This window comes from Methylorubrum sp. B1-46 (genome assembly GCF_021117295.1).
GTDB lineage: Bacteria > Pseudomonadota > Alphaproteobacteria > Rhizobiales > Beijerinckiaceae > Methylobacterium.
Window position 1 is genome coordinate 4,656,540 of the sequence record NZ_CP088247.1, and the last position, 16,615, is coordinate 4,673,154.

16 protein-coding genes are annotated in these 16,615 nt (G+C 70.2%); 9 read left to right on the forward strand and 7 right to left on the reverse strand.

Going from position 1 to position 16,615, the window contains the following annotated elements; translation table 11 throughout:
• The first annotated feature begins 3 nt into the window (after positions 1 to 3).
• The 5 genes from LPC10_RS21660 to LPC10_RS21680 all read left to right on the forward strand — a co-directional run bounded on the left by LPC10_RS21660 (position 4) and on the right by LPC10_RS21680 (position 3,788).
• Complete coding sequence (locus LPC10_RS21660) at positions 4 to 243, forward strand: hypothetical protein (RefSeq protein ID WP_231344310.1); 240 nt, start codon at positions 4 to 6, stop codon at positions 241 to 243.
• 379 nt (positions 244 to 622) lie between these two features.
• On the forward strand, positions 623 to 1,678 hold the full coding sequence (hemB, locus tag LPC10_RS21665) for a porphobilinogen synthase (RefSeq protein ID WP_231344311.1): 1,056 nt from the start codon (positions 623 to 625) through the stop codon (positions 1,676 to 1,678).
• 28 nt (positions 1,679 to 1,706) lie between these two features.
• Positions 1,707 to 2,120, forward strand: a complete 414-nt coding sequence (locus tag LPC10_RS21670; protein ID WP_231344312.1) for a hypothetical protein — start codon at positions 1,707 to 1,709, stop codon at positions 2,118 to 2,120.
• Positions 2,121 to 2,261: 141 nt separating this feature from the next.
• A complete protein-coding gene (locus LPC10_RS21675; RefSeq protein WP_231344313.1) occupies positions 2,262 to 2,756 on the forward strand; it encodes an RDD family protein in 495 nt (164 codons plus the stop codon).
• A 285-nt stretch (positions 2,757 to 3,041) separates the two neighbouring features.
• Positions 3,042 to 3,788: an arginyltransferase gene (locus tag LPC10_RS21680; RefSeq protein WP_231344314.1), complete on the forward strand. Its 747-nt coding sequence runs from the start codon at positions 3,042 to 3,044 to the stop codon at positions 3,786 to 3,788.
• A gap of 35 nt (positions 3,789 to 3,823) precedes the next feature.
• Here LPC10_RS21680 and LPC10_RS21685 read toward each other — a convergent pair whose 3' ends face one another.
• The 3 genes from LPC10_RS21685 to LPC10_RS21695 all read right to left on the reverse strand — a co-directional run bounded on the left by LPC10_RS21685 (position 3,824) and on the right by LPC10_RS21695 (position 6,403).
• The gene (locus LPC10_RS21685) at positions 3,824 to 4,387 is read right to left on the reverse strand and encodes a sugar O-acetyltransferase (RefSeq protein WP_231344315.1); all 564 of its coding nucleotides are present in this window, start codon (positions 4,385 to 4,387) and stop codon (positions 3,824 to 3,826) included.
• A gap of 28 nt (positions 4,388 to 4,415) precedes the next feature.
• On the reverse strand, positions 4,416 to 5,321 hold the full coding sequence (locus LPC10_RS21690) for a neutral zinc metallopeptidase (RefSeq protein WP_231344317.1): 906 nt from the start codon (positions 5,319 to 5,321) through the stop codon (positions 4,416 to 4,418).
• 104 nt (positions 5,322 to 5,425) lie between these two features.
• Complete coding sequence (locus LPC10_RS21695) at positions 5,426 to 6,403, reverse strand: uracil-DNA glycosylase family protein (RefSeq protein WP_231344318.1); 978 nt, start codon at positions 6,401 to 6,403, stop codon at positions 5,426 to 5,428.
• Between the two features lie 197 nt (positions 6,404 to 6,600).
• On the opposite strand from LPC10_RS21695, the gene LPC10_RS21700 reads away from it, so the two are divergent.
• Positions 6,601 to 8,274, forward strand: a complete 1,674-nt coding sequence (locus LPC10_RS21700) for an electron transfer flavoprotein-ubiquinone oxidoreductase (protein WP_231344319.1) — start codon at positions 6,601 to 6,603, stop codon at positions 8,272 to 8,274.
• Between the two features lie 131 nt (positions 8,275 to 8,405).
• Here the strand turns inward: LPC10_RS21700 and LPC10_RS21705 are convergent, their stop codons facing one another.
• From LPC10_RS21705 to LPC10_RS21715, 3 genes are read right to left on the reverse strand one after another with little or no spacing between them, the layout of a single operon-like run.
• Complete coding sequence (locus tag LPC10_RS21705; RefSeq protein ID WP_231344320.1) at positions 8,406 to 9,407, reverse strand: P1 family peptidase; 1,002 nt, start codon at positions 9,405 to 9,407, stop codon at positions 8,406 to 8,408.
• Complete coding sequence (gene rarD, locus LPC10_RS21710) at positions 9,404 to 10,300, reverse strand: EamA family transporter RarD (protein ID WP_231344321.1); 897 nt, start codon at positions 10,298 to 10,300, stop codon at positions 9,404 to 9,406. Before rarD ends, LPC10_RS21705 begins: the two co-directional genes overlap by 4 nt.
• Before the next feature lie 57 nt (positions 10,301 to 10,357).
• A complete protein-coding gene (locus LPC10_RS21715) occupies positions 10,358 to 10,645 on the reverse strand; it encodes a hypothetical protein (RefSeq protein WP_231344322.1) in 288 nt (95 codons plus the stop codon).
• Positions 10,646 to 10,798: 153 nt separating this feature from the next.
• On the opposite strand from LPC10_RS21715, the gene LPC10_RS21720 reads away from it, so the two are divergent.
• Positions 10,799 to 10,963 (forward strand): Rmf/CrpP family protein, encoded by a 165-nt coding sequence (locus LPC10_RS21720; protein WP_166060744.1) that lies wholly within the window; start codon positions 10,799 to 10,801, stop codon positions 10,961 to 10,963.
• Between the two features lie 71 nt (positions 10,964 to 11,034).
• Entirely contained in the window at positions 11,035 to 12,219 is a 1,185-nt protein-coding gene (metC, locus tag LPC10_RS21725; protein WP_231344323.1) for a cystathionine beta-lyase, read from the forward strand.
• On the opposite strand, the gene LPC10_RS21730 is transcribed toward metC, so the two are convergent.
• Positions 12,216 to 12,812, reverse strand: a complete 597-nt coding sequence (locus LPC10_RS21730; RefSeq protein WP_231344324.1) for a pyridoxamine 5'-phosphate oxidase family protein — start codon at positions 12,810 to 12,812, stop codon at positions 12,216 to 12,218. The genes metC and LPC10_RS21730 overlap by 4 nt on opposite strands.
• Before the next feature lie 492 nt (positions 12,813 to 13,304).
• Here LPC10_RS21730 and LPC10_RS21735 point away from each other — a divergent pair, with 492 nt between their 5' ends.
• On the forward strand, positions 13,305 to 16,556 hold the full coding sequence (locus LPC10_RS21735) for a PAS domain S-box protein (RefSeq protein WP_370644739.1): 3,252 nt from the start codon (positions 13,305 to 13,307) through the stop codon (positions 16,554 to 16,556).
• Positions 16,557 to 16,615 lie beyond the last annotated feature (59 nt).

Here is a 16,615-nt window from a genome sequence, read left to right on the forward strand (position 1 = left end):
ACGTTGCCTCGCTACTTCTTCGATATCCATGACGACGCCGTCGTCATCGACACCAACGGACGGGATCTGCCCGATCGCGCCGCCGCGCGGGCCGAGGCGCTGGCGCGCGGGGCCGCCTTCGCCGCCGATCCGCAGAAGCTCGGCGGCTCCGGCGTCGTCGTGGTGACGGTGCGCGACGGACCCGACCGCGCGGTGATGCGCCTGCGCCTCGTCAGTCAGATCGAGGACGTGGCGGGCGGCTGACGCGTTTGCAGGGGAAGCCTCGGTCGTCCCGTCCTCAAAGGGTGATGAGCGGAATGCCATCGCCGAGATAAGGGAGCCTGCCCTGCGGCAACGGCGCCTTTCGGGTCCAAATCGGGATGTGCTAGGCGCACACCTCATGGCTGCGCGTTCCGCGGCGCTCCTCCCACCGTTTCGGCCCGCGGGAAACCTCCGGTCTACGGACGGTTTCGGGGATGCGAGCCCGGAATGCTCCGCCTCGGGCCATCGCCGATCGACTTGCCTTCGAGATCGACTTGCCTTCGAGCATGGCTCTGACGTCTTTGTCGCGATGCGCAACTGCCCCCGAGCCGGTGCCCCCTTCGGCTCGAGAGCGCGCTGGAACACCGGAGTCCTGAGGGCCATGTCAGACGCCACGCCGCGCCCGCTCGCCATCGAAACCGCGCGCGAAGCCGCTCCGGGCTCGGGGTCGCTGAGCCTGACCCAGCGCCCGCGCCGCAACCGCAAGGCCGACTGGTCGCGCCGTCTCGTGCGCGAGCACAGCCTCACCGTCGACGACCTGATCTGGCCGCTCTTCGTCATCGAGGGCGAGCGGCGGCGCGAGCCGATCGCCTCCATGCCCGGCGTCGAGCGCCTGAGCGTGGACGAGGTCGTGCGCGAGGCCGAGCGCGCCGCAAAGCTCGGCATCCCGCTGGTCTCGTTCTTCCCCTACACCGAGCCGGGCCTGCGCGATCCCACCGGCTCCGAGGCGCTGAACCGCGAGAACCTCGTCTGCCGGGCGGTGCGGGCGGTGAAGCGGGCGGTGCCTGAGATCGGCGTGATGACCGATGTCGCGCTCGACCCCTATACCAGCCACGGCCATGACGGCCTAATCGAGGACGGCGCGATCCTCAACGACGAGACTGTGGCGGTGCTGGTCGAGCAGAGCCTGATCCAGGCCGAGGCCGGCACCGACATCATCGCTCCCTCCGACATGATGGACGGGCGCGTCGGCGCGATCCGCACCGGCCTCGACCGGGCGGGCTTCCGCGACGTGCAGATCATGGCCTACGCCGCCAAATACGCCAGCGCCTTCTACGGCCCGTTCCGCGACGCCATCGGCACCAAGGCGGCTCTGGTCGGCGACAAGCGCACCTACCAGATGGATCCCGGCAACGCGGCGGAAGCCCTGCGCGAGGTCGCGCTCGATCTCGCCGAGGGCGCCGACTCAGTGATGGTCAAGCCGGGGCTGCCCTATCTCGACATCATCACCCGGGTGAAGACGGAGTTCGGCGTGCCGACCTTCGCCTATCAGGTGTCGGGCGAGTACGCGATGATCGAGGCCGCCGCCCGCAACGGCTGGCTCGACGGCGAGCGCGCCATGACCGAGAGCCTGCTCGCCTTCAAGCGCGCGGGGGCCGACGGGGTGCTGACCTACTACGCACCCCGCGTGGCCGAGCGCCTGCGAGCCGGCGCCTGATCGGCCTGCCTGCGGGAATCGGACGAACATGCCTCGGCGGCGTCCTCACGGCCGCGTCGCGGCGTTGCTGGGGGCCCTCGCTTTCTGGCTCGTGGCCGGATCCGGCTGCGACACGGCGCTCGATGCGCACCGGGCGACTCTCTGCCGCCGGGCGGTGCCGGCGCTCGCCCCGCCCGGCGCCGAGATCGACCTGCTGCGGGTCGGGCCGGGCGCGAGAAGCGGCAGCGTGCGCGTCGATTACCGCCTCACGGGCGGATCCGGATCGCTGCCGAAGGCCGAGGCGACGCGGCCCCGCCATCTCGTCTGCCAGTTCGGCGCGGGCGACGACCTCACCGCGCTGACCACCGAGCAGGGGCCGGTGAACGGCGCCTCGCTCTACCTGCTCAGGCGTTACTATCTGGCGACGCCCGAGGCGGAGGCCGCCGATCCCGGCGCCAAGTGAGTGAGCCGAGTGAGGGCGTCACGTCGAGGGTGTCACGCCCTGTCCCGCTCTTGGTTTCGGCTCTCGGTCCCGCTCTTGGCAGCGCCGCACCGTCTCCCCACTTGACCGGATGTGCAAGCAACGGTCGAGGACATACCGGCCATGACGGATTTTCAGCCCGGTTATCACCCCGGCTACACCAACCCGGCGGGGATGCAGGGCTCCGGCGGCTTTCCCGTACCCTATGTGCGGGCGAGCCTCGGCGGACGCACGGTCGCCTACCTGCTCGACCTCGCCTTCATCTTCGTGTTCACCGCCGTGCTCGCCACCGCCATCGCCATCCTCGGCGTCCTCACCTTCGGCTTCGCCTGGATGCTGTTCCCGATCCTCGGCATCAGCGGCATCCTCTACAGCGCGATCACCGTCGGCGGCCCGAAACAGAGCACGCTCGGCATGCGCATGCTCGGCCTGCGGGTGGTGGCGCCCGAGAGCGGCCGCCCGGTCGACGTCCTGACGGCGGCGATTCACGCGCTGCTGTTCTATGTGGCGATCTCGACCTTCCTGCTCTGGTGCCTCGACGTCCTGTTCGGCTTCGTCCGCTCCGACCGGCGCCTCGGCCACGACCTGCTGCTTGGCCTTGCAGTGGTGCGCGACTGATCCGGTCTCGCTTGGTCAGAGCAGGGAGCGGATCAGCCAGCCCGCGCGGCGCTTGAGGAGGGCACCCATCGCGCGGGCGCGATGGGATCCCGCCGGAAGCCAAACCCGCCATCCCGAAGGGATCAACCGGTCGCTCCCTCCTTCGGGGGAGCCATGGCGGCGGAAGGCCGCCGTCATGGATGCTCGATCCTCCATCAATCCGGTTGAGCGCGGCCGCGATCCCGCTACATTGACGGAGGCCTTCGGCGCCCGATGCCGCCGGCCCCGAGGGCGAGCCTTCCCAGCGTGACGAGCCATCCGCGCGACACACCGCAATTCTATCTCACGGCGCCCTCCCCCTGCCCCTACCTGCCGGGCCAGGAGGAGCGGAAGGTGTTCACCCACCTCGTCGGGCGCCGCGCCCGCGACCTCAACGAGATCCTGACCCAGGGCGGCTTCCGCCGCTCGCAGACCATCGCCTACCGTCCGGCCTGCGAATCCTGCCGCGCCTGCGTCTCGGTGCGGGTCGTAGTCGAGGATTTTGCCATCACCGGCAGCCAGCGGCGCATCCTTCAGCGCAATGCCGGGCTCATCGGCACGCCGGAGCCCAACCGCCCGGCCTCCGAGCAATACGCCCTGTTCCGCCGCTACCTCGACGCCCGCCACGGCGACGGCGGCATGGTCGACATGACCGTGCTCGACTACGCGATGATGATCGAGGACAGCCACGTCGACACGCATCTCGTGGTCTACCGCGAGCGCGGCCCCGACAGCGCGATCCACGGCCGCGGCGTCGGCGCCCCGGTCGCCGTCTGCCTCACCGACGTGCTCGCTGACGGCTTGTCGATGGTCTACTCGTTCTACGACCCCGAGCAGGCCAGCCGCTCGCTCGGCACCTACATGATCCTCGACCACATCCAGCGCGCCCGCGCGCTCGGCCTGCCGTATCTCTACCTCGGCTACTGGGTCGATGGCTCCCGCAAGATGGACTACAAGTCCAAGTTCCTGCCCCAGGAGCGGCTGATGCCGCAGGGCTGGGTGCGGGTGGAGTAGCGGGCGGCGCTGCCGCCTTCAGCCGTCTGCCGCGATCATTCCTGGGTCCACTTCACCACCTTCGCCGGGTTGCCCGCCACGACCGCGCCCGGCGGGACGTCGCGGGTCACCACGGCGCCCGCGCCGATCACCGCCCCGTCGCCGACGGTGATGCCGGGCAGCAGGATCGCGCCCCCGCCGATCCACACGTCGTCGCCGATGGTGATCGGCCGGGCCGATTCCCAGAAGGCGGCGCGGCTGGCGCGGTCGAGGGGATGCTCGGCGGTGTAGATCTGCACCGCCGGAGCGATCTGCGCCCGGTGGCCGATGGTGATCGGGGCGCAGTCGAGGAAGACGCAGTTGAAGTTGCAGAAGAAGTCGTCGCCGACGCTGATGTTGCCGCCGTAATCGCAGGCGAAGCCGGGGCAGATCGTCGGGTTGCGCCCGGCCGATCCGAGAAGTTCCCGGACCACCGCCTCCCGGCCGGCCGCGTCCTCGGGCTCCATGGCGTTGAGCCGCAGCAGACGCTTCTTGGCGGCGTTGCGGAGCTGGACCAGCTCCGGATCGTCGCCGCGATAGAGTTGTCCGGCGAGCATCCGCTCGCGCGCGGTCTCGGCCATGTCCGCCTCCCCGAAAATCCCGAAAGAATCAGCCGCGGCTGGCGCGGAAGGTGTCGCAGGATTTGGTCTGGCCGCTCTTGTAGCCGGTCATGAACCAGCGCATCCGCTGCTCGGACGAGCCGTGGGTAAAGGAATCCGGCACGGCGTAGCCTTGCGACTTCTCCTGCAGCTTGTCGTCGCCGATGGCGCTCGCCGCATTGAGCGCCTCCTGAATGTCGCTCTGGTCGAGCGAATTCCAGCGGTCGTTGGAGTTCTTGGCCCAGACACCGGCGAGGCAATCGGCCATCAGCTCGACGCGCACGGAGAGCTGGTTCGCTTCCGTCTTGCTGCTCGCGTTCTGCTGCCGGCTCTGCACCTTGCCGAGGATACCGAGCACGTCCTGCACGTGGTGGCCGACCTCGTGGGCGATGACGTAGGCGTAGGCGAAGTCGCCCTTCACACCGAACTTCGTCTGCATCTCCTTGAAGAAGCCGAGGTCGATATAGACCTTCTTGTCGAGCGGGCAGTAGAACGGGCCCATCGCCGCCTGCGCCATGCCGCAGCCCGAGCGGGTGCCGCCCTGGTAGAGCACCATCGTGGTCGGCTTGTATTGCCGCCCGGTCTGGTTCGGCAGAATCTCGTTCCAGACATCCTCGGTATTGCCGAGGATCTTCGTGGCGAACTGGCCGGCGCGGTCGGTCGGCGCCTCGCGGCGCCGGGCCTGCGTCTCGGGATCGACCCGCTGCTCGCGCTGCTGGCCGCCGCCGGCCATCTGCTGTGCGCCGCCGAGCAGGATCGCCGGGTTGATGCCGGTGACCCAGGAGATCAGCAGCACGACGACGATGGTGCCGATGCCGAGGCCCCCCATGCCGCCGCCGGGGAAGCCGCCGCCGCCACCGCCCTCGCCGCGCCGATCCTCGACGTTCTCAGAGGCGCGAAAATCGTCCCAGCGCATAGAGTCTCCCGCCGCCCCGCGTCTTGCCCGGCCTGATCGGGATTCCGGGCCTGCTTCTAAATGGCCGCGCGGAGGATACGGTTCCGCTTGGCGCCTGCCCCGGCCTACTTGGCCGGAGCGCTTCCGTCGAGGGCACTCTTCAGCATGCGGAAGTCGCGCCAAGCGAGCCGCTTCTGCACCGGCTGGCGCAGAAGGTAGGCCGGGTGGAGGGTGGCGAGCGCCCGGATCTCGCGGCCGTCGCCGAGACGGTAGGGATAGAAGCGCCCGCGTGCCTTGAGGATGCCGTCCTTGGTGCCGGTCAGGGTCTGCGTGGCGGGCGCGCCGAGGCAGACGAGGATGTCGGGGTTGGCGAGTTCGATCTGGCGCTCGACGAAGGGCCGGCAGATCGAGATCTCCTGCGGCGTCGGGTTGCGGTTGCCCGGCGGGCGCCAGGGCACGACGTTGGAGATGTAGGCGCTCGACCGGTCGAGGCCGATCGCCGCCATCATCCGGTCGAGGAGCTGGCCCGAGCGGCCCATGAACGGCTTACCGATCCGGTCCTCGTCGGCGCCGGGCGCCTCGCCCACGAACATCACCCGCGCCTGCGGGTTGCCGTCGGCGAAGACGAGGTTTTTCGCGGTGAAGCGCAGTCCGCAGCCCTCGAAGCCGCGCAGCAGCGCTTCCAGCTCCTCGAGCGTCGTCATCTGCGCGGCCCGCGCGCGGGCGTCGTCCGCCGCCTCGCCGGGTTTGGCGCCGGCCGCGTTGCCGTAGGTGCGGGGCGGCTCGCGCGGCGGCGGATCGCGGCTCGGCAGCTCGCGCCGGAACTCCAGGGGCGCGTCCTCGCCGGGGGCGGGATCGCGCTGGGGCAGGGGCTCGCGGGGCAGGGGCTCGTGGGGAAGGGGCTCGCGCGGCAGGGGCTCACGGCGCGGAGCCGGCTCGGCGCGGGGCGCCGGGGCTTGAGCCGCCGCCTCGGCTTCGGTGAAGCGGTCGTGGGGACGCTCATCAAGGGCCGCGTCGACGCCCGCCTCGACGTGGAAGTCGAGGTAGGACATCAGGTCGGCTCGGGCGTCGGTATCCGCGTGGCTGGCAGTCATCGATTCCATGTGGCGTGGGGGCGCCCTGTGGACAACGCCCGAGTGTGCCCTGCGGATCGTCGCACGGGCGCCTCCTGCGCCGCCCTGCCGCTACCCGAACGGCCTTGCCTTCCTACCTTGGAATCGCTTGAGAGACATCTTGACAATTGCAGGGGCCGGGGCGGCCTGGGACGGCGCCCGAACCAACGGCCGCAGGAGGGACGAGGATGGCGCTGCCCGAACGCGAAGGCATGGATTTCGATGTGGTGATCGTCGGCGCGGGCCCCGCCGGCCTCGCCGCCGCGATCCGCCTCAAGCAGCTCTCCGCTGAGAAGGGCGAGGAGATCTCGGTGGTGGTGGTGGAAAAGGGCGGCGAGGTCGGCGCCCACATCCTCTCCGGCGCCGTGGTCGATCCGATCGGCCTCGACACCCTGCTCCCCGAATGGCGCGACGACCCGGAACGCCCGCTCAAGACGGCGGTGGAGCGCGACGAGTTCCTGTTTCTCACCAAGAACAGCGGCGTCAGCATGCCGAACCTGTTCTTCCCCAAGCTTTTGTCGAACCACGGCAATTTCGTCGGTTCGCTCTCGAACACGGTGAAGTGGCTCGGTGCCAAGGCGGAAGGGCTCGGCGTCGAGATCTACCCCGGCTTTCCGGCCTCCGAAGTGCTCTACGACGAGCGCGGCACGGTGACGGGCATCGCCACGGGCGATCTCGGCATCTCCCGCACCGGTGAGCCGCGCGACGACTTCACCCGCGGCATGGAGCTGAAGGCGAAGTACACGGTGTTCGGCGAGGGCGCCCGCGGCTCGCTCACCAAGACGCTGATCGACCGGTTCGGGCTCAATCGCAACAGCGACCACCAAAAATACGGCCTGGGCGTCAAGGAGCTGTGGCAGCTCGCGCCGAACAAGTTCGAGCCGGGGCTGGTGCAGCACACGATGGGCTGGCCGTTGCCGAACAAGGCGGGCGGCGGCTCGTGGCTCTACCATTTCGACGATGGTCTGCTCTCGGTCGGCTTCGTCACGCACCTGAACTACGAGAACCCGACCCTGTCGCCATTCGAGGAGTTCCAGCGCTTCAAGACCCACCCGATGATCGCTGAGACCTTCGAGGGCGCCAAGCGGATCGGCTACGGCGCGCGCGCGATCATGGAGGGCGGCTGGCAATCGGTGCCCAAGCTCGTCTTCCCCGGCGGCTGCCTCGTCGGCGATTCCGCCGGCTTCGTGAACGTGCCGCGCATCAAGGGCTCGCACAACGCGATCCTGTCGGGCATCCAGGCGGCGGACGCGATCTTCGAGGCCCTCGTCGCCGGCCGCCAGGGCGACGAACTGACCGCCTACGAGGAGGGCTGGCGCGACAGCCCGATTGGACGCGACCTCAAGCCGGTGCGCAACGTCAAGCCGCTCTGGTCGAAATACGGCACGCTGGTCGGCGTCGGGCTCGGCGGGCTCGACATGTGGATGAACGCGATTGCCGACGCCTCGCTGTTCGGGACGCTGGGCCACGGCAAGCCGGATTACGCCTGCCTGAAACCGCTCTCGGAGGTGACGCCGATCGTCTATCCCAAGCCCGACGGCAAGCTGACCTTCGACCGGCTCTCCTCGGTCTATCTGTCGAACACCAACCACGAGGAGGACCAGCCGCCCCACCTTCAGGTGAAGGATATGGGGCTGCAGAAGGCCTCCGAGCACGATGTCTACGGCGGTCCGTCGAGCCGTTACTGCCCCGCCGGCGTCTACGAGTGGGTGGAGGATAAGGCCGCCAGCGACGGCGTGCGCTTCCAGATCAACGCGCAGAACTGCGTCCACTGCAAGACGTGCGACATCAAGGACCCGAACCAGAACATCAACTGGGTCACCCCGGAGGGACCGGGCGGGCCGAACTACACCAACCTGTGAGTGTCTCTCACAAAACTCCCGCCGCACTGGCCTCGCCAGTGTGAGAACGGTCGGTGACCGGGAGTTTTGTGAGGCACTCTAAGCCCCTCCCCGTCATCGCTTCGGCTGAAGCCTCGCGATGACGGACGGGCTCACTCTTGTCCGTACAGCTCCCGCCACGTCGGCAGGTCGAGGCAGGGCAGCCGGGTCGCGGCGTGGACGCCGATGGCGACCGCCCGCGCCAGGGTCTCGGCCGCCACCGTGCCGAGGCGGGCGAGATCGGCCACCTCGTCGGCGAGCGGCACCGCGCCGGTGGCGACCGCGAACACCACGTCGCCGTCGAGCGGCGTGTGCGCCGGGTGGATCGCGCGGGCGAGGCCGTCCTGGGCGGCGATGGCGAGGCGCTTGGCCTGCGCCTTGGTGAGCCTCGCGTCGGTGGCGACGACGGCCAGCGTGGTGTTGGCGCCGGGCAGCGGCTCGCGCGGCCAGGACAGGGCGTCGTCGGGCACCGGCTGCGGCAGGCCGAGGCCGCCGAACTCAGCCCCGCGCTCGAACGGGGCGGCCCAGAAATGCGGCCCCTGCCCCATCGTCACCCGGCCGAACGCGTTGACCGCCACCAGCGCGCCGACCTGCGCCGCGAGGCACGGCACCGCGCTCGAGGCCGAGCCAAGGCCGCCCTTGAGGTTGGCGGTGCGCGCCCCGAATCCGGCCCCGACCGAGCCGAGAGGAATCGCGCCGCCGCGTGCGGCCTCCGCTGCCGCGTAGCCGAGGTCGCGGTAGGGCGGGAAGCGGCCCCAGGCCTTGTCGCCGCCGTTGAGCAGGTCGAACAGGATCGCGCCGGGCACGATCGGTACCCGCGCGTCGCCGACGGCGAAGCCGCGCCCCGCTTGCCTGAGATGGGCGACCACGCCGGCGGCCGCGTCGAGCCCGAAGGCCGAGCCGCCCGACAACACCAGGGCGTCGACTGCCTGGACGGTGGAGGCGGGATCGAGCAGGTCGGTCTCGCGGGTGCCGGGTCCGCCGCCGCGGACATCCACCGCGCAGGTGAAGGGCGTGTCGAACACGAGCGCGGTGACGCCGCTGGCGATCCGCCCGTCCTCCGCGTGGCCGACGCGGATTCCCGGAATGTCGGTGATGCGATTGAGCCGGGTCATCGTCCCTCCAGTGCCAGGGCGGCTGCCCGCGCGGCCGGGAGTGCCGCGCGGCGCCGGCGCTCGTGGCGGATCGCATCGGTGGCGTAGAGCATCAGCGCCAGCCAGATCAGCCCGAACAGCACGACCCGATCCGGCGTCAGGGTTTCGCCGTAGACCAGTGTGCTGAGCCCCAAAAGGCAGGAGGGCGCGATGTACTGCATCAGCCCGAGGGTCGCGAGGGTCAGGCGCGTTGCCGCGGCGGCGAACCAGATCAGGGGCAGCGCCGTGGTTACGCCGGTGAGCGCCAGCAGGCCCCAGGTGCGGGCGTCGTCGGGCACCGGCGGCGCGGCGAAGACGAGGTAGGCGAGAGCCGCGGGCAGGAGCAGGAAGGTTTCGGCGCAGAAGCCGACGGTGCCGTCGACGGCGACGAGTTTGCGCACCAGCCCGTAGAGCGCGAAGCTGACGGCCAGCCCGAGCGACAGCAGCGGCAGGCGCCCCGCCATCGCCACCGCGACCACCACGCCGAGCACGACGATGGCGACCGCGACGGTCTGGACCGGGCGCAGGCGCTCGCCGAGGACGAGGGCGCCGAGCGCCACCGAGACCAGCGGGTTGATGAAGTAGCCTAGGCTCGCATCGAGCATGTGCCCGCTCGATACCGCCACGAGGTAGAGCATCCAGTTGATCGCGATGAGCCCCGCCGAGACGACGAGCAGGCCGTGGCGCGGCCGTAACGGAAACGGGTTGGCGAGCCGGTTGCGCAGGAGCGCGATCAGGCCGGTGACGAGCAGTGCCGACCACGCGATGCGCTGCGCCAGGATCGTGCCGGGCGGGATGGCGTCGAGGAGGCGGAAATGCACCGGGACGACGAGGCCCCAGCTCAGATAGGCGGCGAGCGCGTAGATCAGGCCCAAGGTTGCACGGTCAGCGGCGTGGCGGGGCGCCGCTTGTAGCCCGGAGCGGCGGCGCGGTCAGCGCTTGCGGGCGGGGGCCGGGGCGATCTCGCCGCGCATGAGGGCGTTGAGGCGCTCGGTGTCGAAGCCGGTGAGCATGCGCTCCTTCTTCGACTCGGCCGCAGGGCCCTGCGTCACCGTGCCGGTCGTGACGGGATCGGGCAGGATCGGCGCGGCCCGCGCCATCGTCGGCGGCGGCACCGCGGCGACCGCCTGATGCGCGATGCGGTCCGCACTCACGAGGACGACCGACAGCGTGCCGAAGGCGATGACCGTGCCGAAGGTGATGACGCGCAGAATGCTCACGATAGGCAACTCGGATACGCGGGGTACGCGGGACCGTGAACGGCGGCCCCGGAAACAGGATGCGCCCGGTGTCGTTAATGAACCGAAGGGCGGACGCAGTGCGGACCGGCCCTATTCAGGACACCGGCACAGCAACGGGCAGAGGGCTTGACCATGAACGAGCAGGCGACGGCGAGCGACAGTCCCTTCATCCAGGGCCGCAACGCCCGGCTCTACGGCAAGAGCATCGATGAATGCCCCTATGCGGAGGGCTCCCAAGACCGCGCGGCCTGGATCCAGGCCTACGAGGAGGCGGCCGCCGACGACCCGGAGGCGTAAGGGATGCCTTGACGCCTCCCGCCCCGGAGGGCTGAAAGGGCCGCAACGCCTGCTCACGTCCTCCGAGGCCGATGTCCAAGACCCCTCCCCGCGATCGCGGCCGCTTCGGCGCCGATACCCGCCTCGTGCTGGCCGGGCGTGACCCCGGCGCCCAGCACGGCTTCGTCAACACGCCGATCTACCGTGGCTCGACGGTCCTCTACCCGACCTACGACGACATCAAGCACCGGCGCGGGCGCTACAATTACGGCACGTCGGGCACGCCGACGATGGACGCGCTGTGCGAGGCCTGGAGCGAGATCGCGGGCGCGGCCGGCACGGTGCTGGCGCCCTCGGGCCTCTCGGCTCTGACCCTGGCGCTGATGAGTTGCGTCAGCGCAGGCGATCACCTCCTCGTCACCGATTCCGCCTACCGCCCGACCCGCATTTTTTGCGACGGCGTGCTGACGCGCTACGGCGTCGAGGTCGAGTACTATGATCCGGTGATCGGGGCCGGGATCGCCGGGCTGATGCGCGACACCACGCGGGCGGTGCTCGTGGAGGCGCCGGGCTCGCAGACCTTCGAGATGCAGGACGTGCCGGCCATCGCCGCGGCCATGCACGCCCGCGGCGGTACGGTGGTGATGGACAACACCTGGGCGACGCCGCTGCTGTTCCCGCCGCATGAGCGCGGCGTCGATCTGGCTGTGGAGGCCGGCACCAAGTATCTCAGCGGCGGCTCCGACCTGCTGCTCGGCCTCGTCTCGGCCAATGCCGAGCACTATCCCGCGCTCAAGCGCACCTACGAGCACTTCGCCAGCTGCCCCGGTCCCGAGGACATCTTTCTGGGTCTGCGCGGCCTGCGCACCATGGGCCTGCGCCTGCGCGAGCACGGCGCCCGCGGCCTTGCCATGGCGCAGTGGTTCCAGGCCCGCCCCGAGGTGCTGCGGGTGCTGCATCCGGGCCTGCCCGACGATCCCGGCCACGCGATCTGGAAACGGGACTTCTCAGGCGCCTCGGGCCTGTTCGGGGTGATCCTCAAGCCGGTCTCGGAAGATGCCCTGGCCGCCTTCCTCGACGGGCTCGAACTGTTCGGGATGGGCTTTTCCTGGGGTGGCTTCGAGAGCCTCGTCATTCCCTTCGACCCGACCGTCTACCGCACCGCCACACGCTGGCAGCCGGGCGGGCCGGCGCTGCGCTTCCATATCGGGCTGGAGGATCCGGAGGATCTGAAGGCGGATCTGGAGGCCGGGTTCGCGCGGATGGGGGCGGCCTAAGGCGCCACCCACGTTCCCGTCCAAGTCTCGGTTCCGCGGCGAAAAACTGCCCGCCGGTGCCCGCGCCGGTCGAGGTAGAGCAGATCCATCCGTTCAGCGCTTAGCACCACCGCGCAAAAGTTCTCGCGGCCGATGCGGGCTTCCGGGTCCTCGTCGGGCATGGTGTAGGCGTCGCCCGCCGTGAGCGCGGTGCCGGGGCCGGGTTCGACCCCGTAGCAGATCCGGCTCATCGTCAGAGCAGCGCCCCAGGCGGCGTCGGCCACCGCGTCGTCCTGGTGCAGGCGCGCCCGCCCCTCGACGCGGAGCTGGAGCTTGGCCCTCCCATCGTAGACGTGGAGGGCGGCGAGGCCGTTCTCGGCGATCTCCCGCGCCTTGTCAGAGCGCCGGTCGCAGTGGAAGCGCAAGGCTCCCGCCCCGGCGTCCGCCGCACGCAGCACCACCGTGCGCAGCCGCGGCCGGCCCGCCGCATCGACGGTCGCGAGAGACGGCGTATGGAACGGGCTGTACCGGTTCGTCACGCCCTCGGCGAGGCGGCGCCAGCCCTCGGCGCGGAAGCCGTCGAGGTCGTCGTAGAAGGAAGGCAGCGCATCCACGAAAAGGGCTCTCCCAGGCGACAGGCCGCGTTACTAGACGCCGGCCGGAAATCCGTTCGCGAGGCGGGCTTTACGGCATGCGGCGTCGATCCCGCGCCGCGGTGACCGGATGCTGGCGCGGTGGGTGCGCTCGTGCAAGGCGCCGACAGCCTCAAATCCCTCCGACCGGCCGACGTGATCGACGGTGTCGATCAAATGCCTTGGCATGGCCACCCGTTAGCGCCATGGCAGGCGCCGGGAACGCTTTCGACGCGCCTTCCTGCCCCCGGCGATGGCACGGCGGGCCGGGTACCGCGTTGAATGCTCTCGAACACACGGTCTCGCTTCGCCCTTGTCCGTCCTCTTGTCTGCCTCCTTGCCCGCCCCCTCGCCCGCTTCCCTCTCGTCTCCGCGCTGGCCCTCTTGTCCGAATCTTCCCCGCTCGCTCGTCCTTCGGCCCCTTCCGCGTCCCGGCGAGCCGCTGCTGTTCCGGAAGGCGGCGGCGTGAGCGCCATGCCCTACTTTCTCGCCGGCGGCGGCGAGACCGGTGCGCTGATGCGCGGGATCGATTGGGCGAAGACCCCGCTGGGGCCGCCGGACGTGTGGCCGACCGCGCTCACGACCCTGGTCGGTGTCATGCTCGGCTCGCAGCAGCCGATGCTGATCGTCTGGGGCGAGGCCCATGTCACGCTCTACAATGACGGCTACGCGCCGATGTGCGGCGCCCGCCACCCGCACGCGCTGGGCCGCCCCTTCGACGAGGTCTGGCACGACATCTGGGACGAAGTGGAGCCGATCCTGTCGCGGGCCTATGCGGGTGAGGCCACGCATATGGAGGACATCACCTTCACGATGCACCGCAACGGCTATCCGGAGGAGACGCATTTCGCCTTCGGCTACACGCCGGTGCGGGTCGAGGACGGCAGCGTGGCGGGCATGTTCTGCGCCTGCTCCGAGACCACTGCCGCGGTGCGGGCCGGCCGGCAGATGCAGGCCGAGCGCGAGCGCTTCGCGCAACTGTTCGAGCAATCGCCGAGCTTCGTCGCGGTGCTCGACGGGCCGGACCACGTCTTCGCCTTCGCCAACGCCGCCTATCGCGGGCTCATCGCCCACCGCGACGTTCTCGGCAAGCCGGTGCGCGTCGCCCTGCCGGAGGTCGAGGGCCAAGGCTTCTTCGAACTGCTGGACGAAGTGTTCGCCAGCGGCCGCAGCCACACGGCGCACGGAGCACCGGTGACGCTCCTGCGCCAGCCCGGCGGCGTGCCCGAGCGACGCTTCCTCGATTTCGTCTACCAGCCGATGCGGGACGCGAGCGGGACGATCACTGGCGTGTTCGTCGATGGTTCGGACGTGACCGAGCGGATCACCGGCAACGCGGCGTTGGCCGAGAGCGAGGCGCGCTTCCGCACCATGGCCGACGACGCGCCGGTGATGATGTGGGTCACCGACCCGGACGGCGCCTGCCAGTACCTCAACCGGCGCTGGTACGAGTTCACCGGCCAGACCGAGACGCAAGCGCTCGGCCTCGGCTGGCTCGAGGCCGTGCACCCGGACGACCGCGGCTGGTCGGGCGAGACTTTCCTGCGGGCGAACGCCCAGCACGAGGGGTTCAGCCTCGAATACCGCCTGCGCCGCCGCGACGGCGCCTATCGCTGGGCGATCGACACGGCGAGCCCGCGCTTCGCCGCCGACGGGAGCTTCCTCGGCTATATCGGCTCCGTGGTCGATATCGAGGAACGCAGGGCCGCCGAGCTGGCGCTCGCCGAGAGCGAGGAGCGCCTGCGGCTCGCCGTCGAGAGCGGCGAGATCGGCCTGTGGGACTTCGATCCGCGGGCGGGCACCCTGTTCTGGCCGCCGCGGATCAAGGCGATGTTCGGGCTGCCGCCCGACATGGACGTGACCCTCGACGATTTCGCCGACGGCCTCCACCCCGACGACCGGGCGCGGGTCACCGCCGCCTTCGCCGCCGCGCTCGATCCCGCGACCCGCGCCCTCTACGACGAGGAGTTCCGCACGGTCAGCCGCAGCGACGGCGCTGTCCGCTGGATCGCGGCCAAGGGGCGCGGCGTGTTCGACGCGGAGGGGTATTGCCTGCGCGGCGTCGGCAGCGCCATCGACATCACCGCGCGCAAAATCACCGAGGAGCGTCTCGTCGAGACCACCCGCCGCCTCGACGCGGTGCTCGACAACGCGACGCAGGCCATCTTCATGATGGATGAGCGCCAGCACTGCGCCTACATGAACCGCGCCGCGGAGCGGCTGACCGGCTACACCCTGGACGAGACGCGGGGACAAGCGCTCCACGACGTCGTCCACCATACCCGGCCGGACGGGAGCCCCTACCCGCTCCACGAATGCCCGATCGATCAGGCCTTCCCCGAGAACAACCAGGAGCAGGGCCAGGAGGTCTTCGTCCACCGCGACGGCTCGTTCTACCCCGTCGCCTTCACCGCGAGCCCGATCCGCGACGAGCACGGCACGCCGATCGGTACCGTGATCGAGGCGCGCAACATCGAGGCGGAGCTGCGGGCCAAGGCGCAGCTCGAGGCCTTCAACGCCAGCCTGGAGCAGCAGGTCGCGGCGCGCACCGCCGAACTGATGCGCACCGAGGAGGCCCTGCGCCAGAGCCAGAAGATGGAGGCGGTGGGCCAGCTCACCGGCGGCCTCGCCCACGACTTCAACAATCTGCTCACCGGCATCACCGGCTCGCTCGAACTGCTCCAGACCCGCCTGGCGCAGGGGCGGATCACCGAGATCGACCGCTACGTCAACGCCGCGCAGGGCGCCGCCAAGCGCGCGGCGGCCCTGACGCACCGCCTCCTCGCCTTCTCACGCCGCCAGACCCTCGACCCCAAGCCCACCGACGTGAACCGGCTGGTGATGGGGATGGAGGAGTTGCTGCGCCGGACCATCGGTCCCTCGGTCACCCTCGAAGTGGTGGCCGCGGGCGGGCTGTGGTCGGTTCTGGTCGATCCGAGCCAGCTCGAGAACGCGCTGCTGAACCTCTGCATCAACGCCCGCGACGCCATGCCGGACGGCGGTCGCATCACCATCGAGACCGCCAACAAGTGGCTCGACGACCGCGGCGCCCGCGAGCGCGATCTCGATCCCGGCCAGTACCTGTCGCTCTGCGTGACCGATACCGGCACCGGCATGAGCCCGGACGTGATCGCCAAGGCGTTCGACCCGTTCTTCACCACCAAGCCGATCGGCCAGGGCACGGGGCTCGGCCTTTCGATGATCTACGGCTTCGTGCGCCAGTCGGGCGGGCAGGTGCGGATCTACTCGGAGGTCGGCCAGGGCACGACCATGTGCCTCTACCTGCCGCGCCATTACGGGGCGGCGGAGGAACCGGACGCGGCTCCGGATCTGGCTGCCGCGCCCCGCGCCGAGCAGGGCGAGACGGTGCTGATCGTCGACGACGAGCCGACGGTGCGGATGCTGGTGACCGAGGTGCTGGAGGATCTCGGCTACACCGCGATCGAGGCGGCCGACGGCCCCTCCGGCCTCAAGGTGCTGCAATCGGACGTGCGCATCGATCTGCTCGTGACCGATGTCGGGCTCCCCGGCGGCATGAACGGGCGGCAGGTGGCGGATGCGGGCCGCGTGCTGCGGCCGGACCTGAAGGTGTTGTTCATCACCGGCTACGCCGAGAACGCGGCGGTGGGCAATGGCCACCTCGAGCCCGGCATGCAGGTCATCACCAAGCCCTTCGTGATGGAGGTGCTGGCCGCGCGCATCAAGGAGATGATCAACACGCGGTGAGGAGAAGGTAAGCCCCTGTTTTTGTCGGCGGACCGATGCCGAGGCCCCTTTCCCCGCGT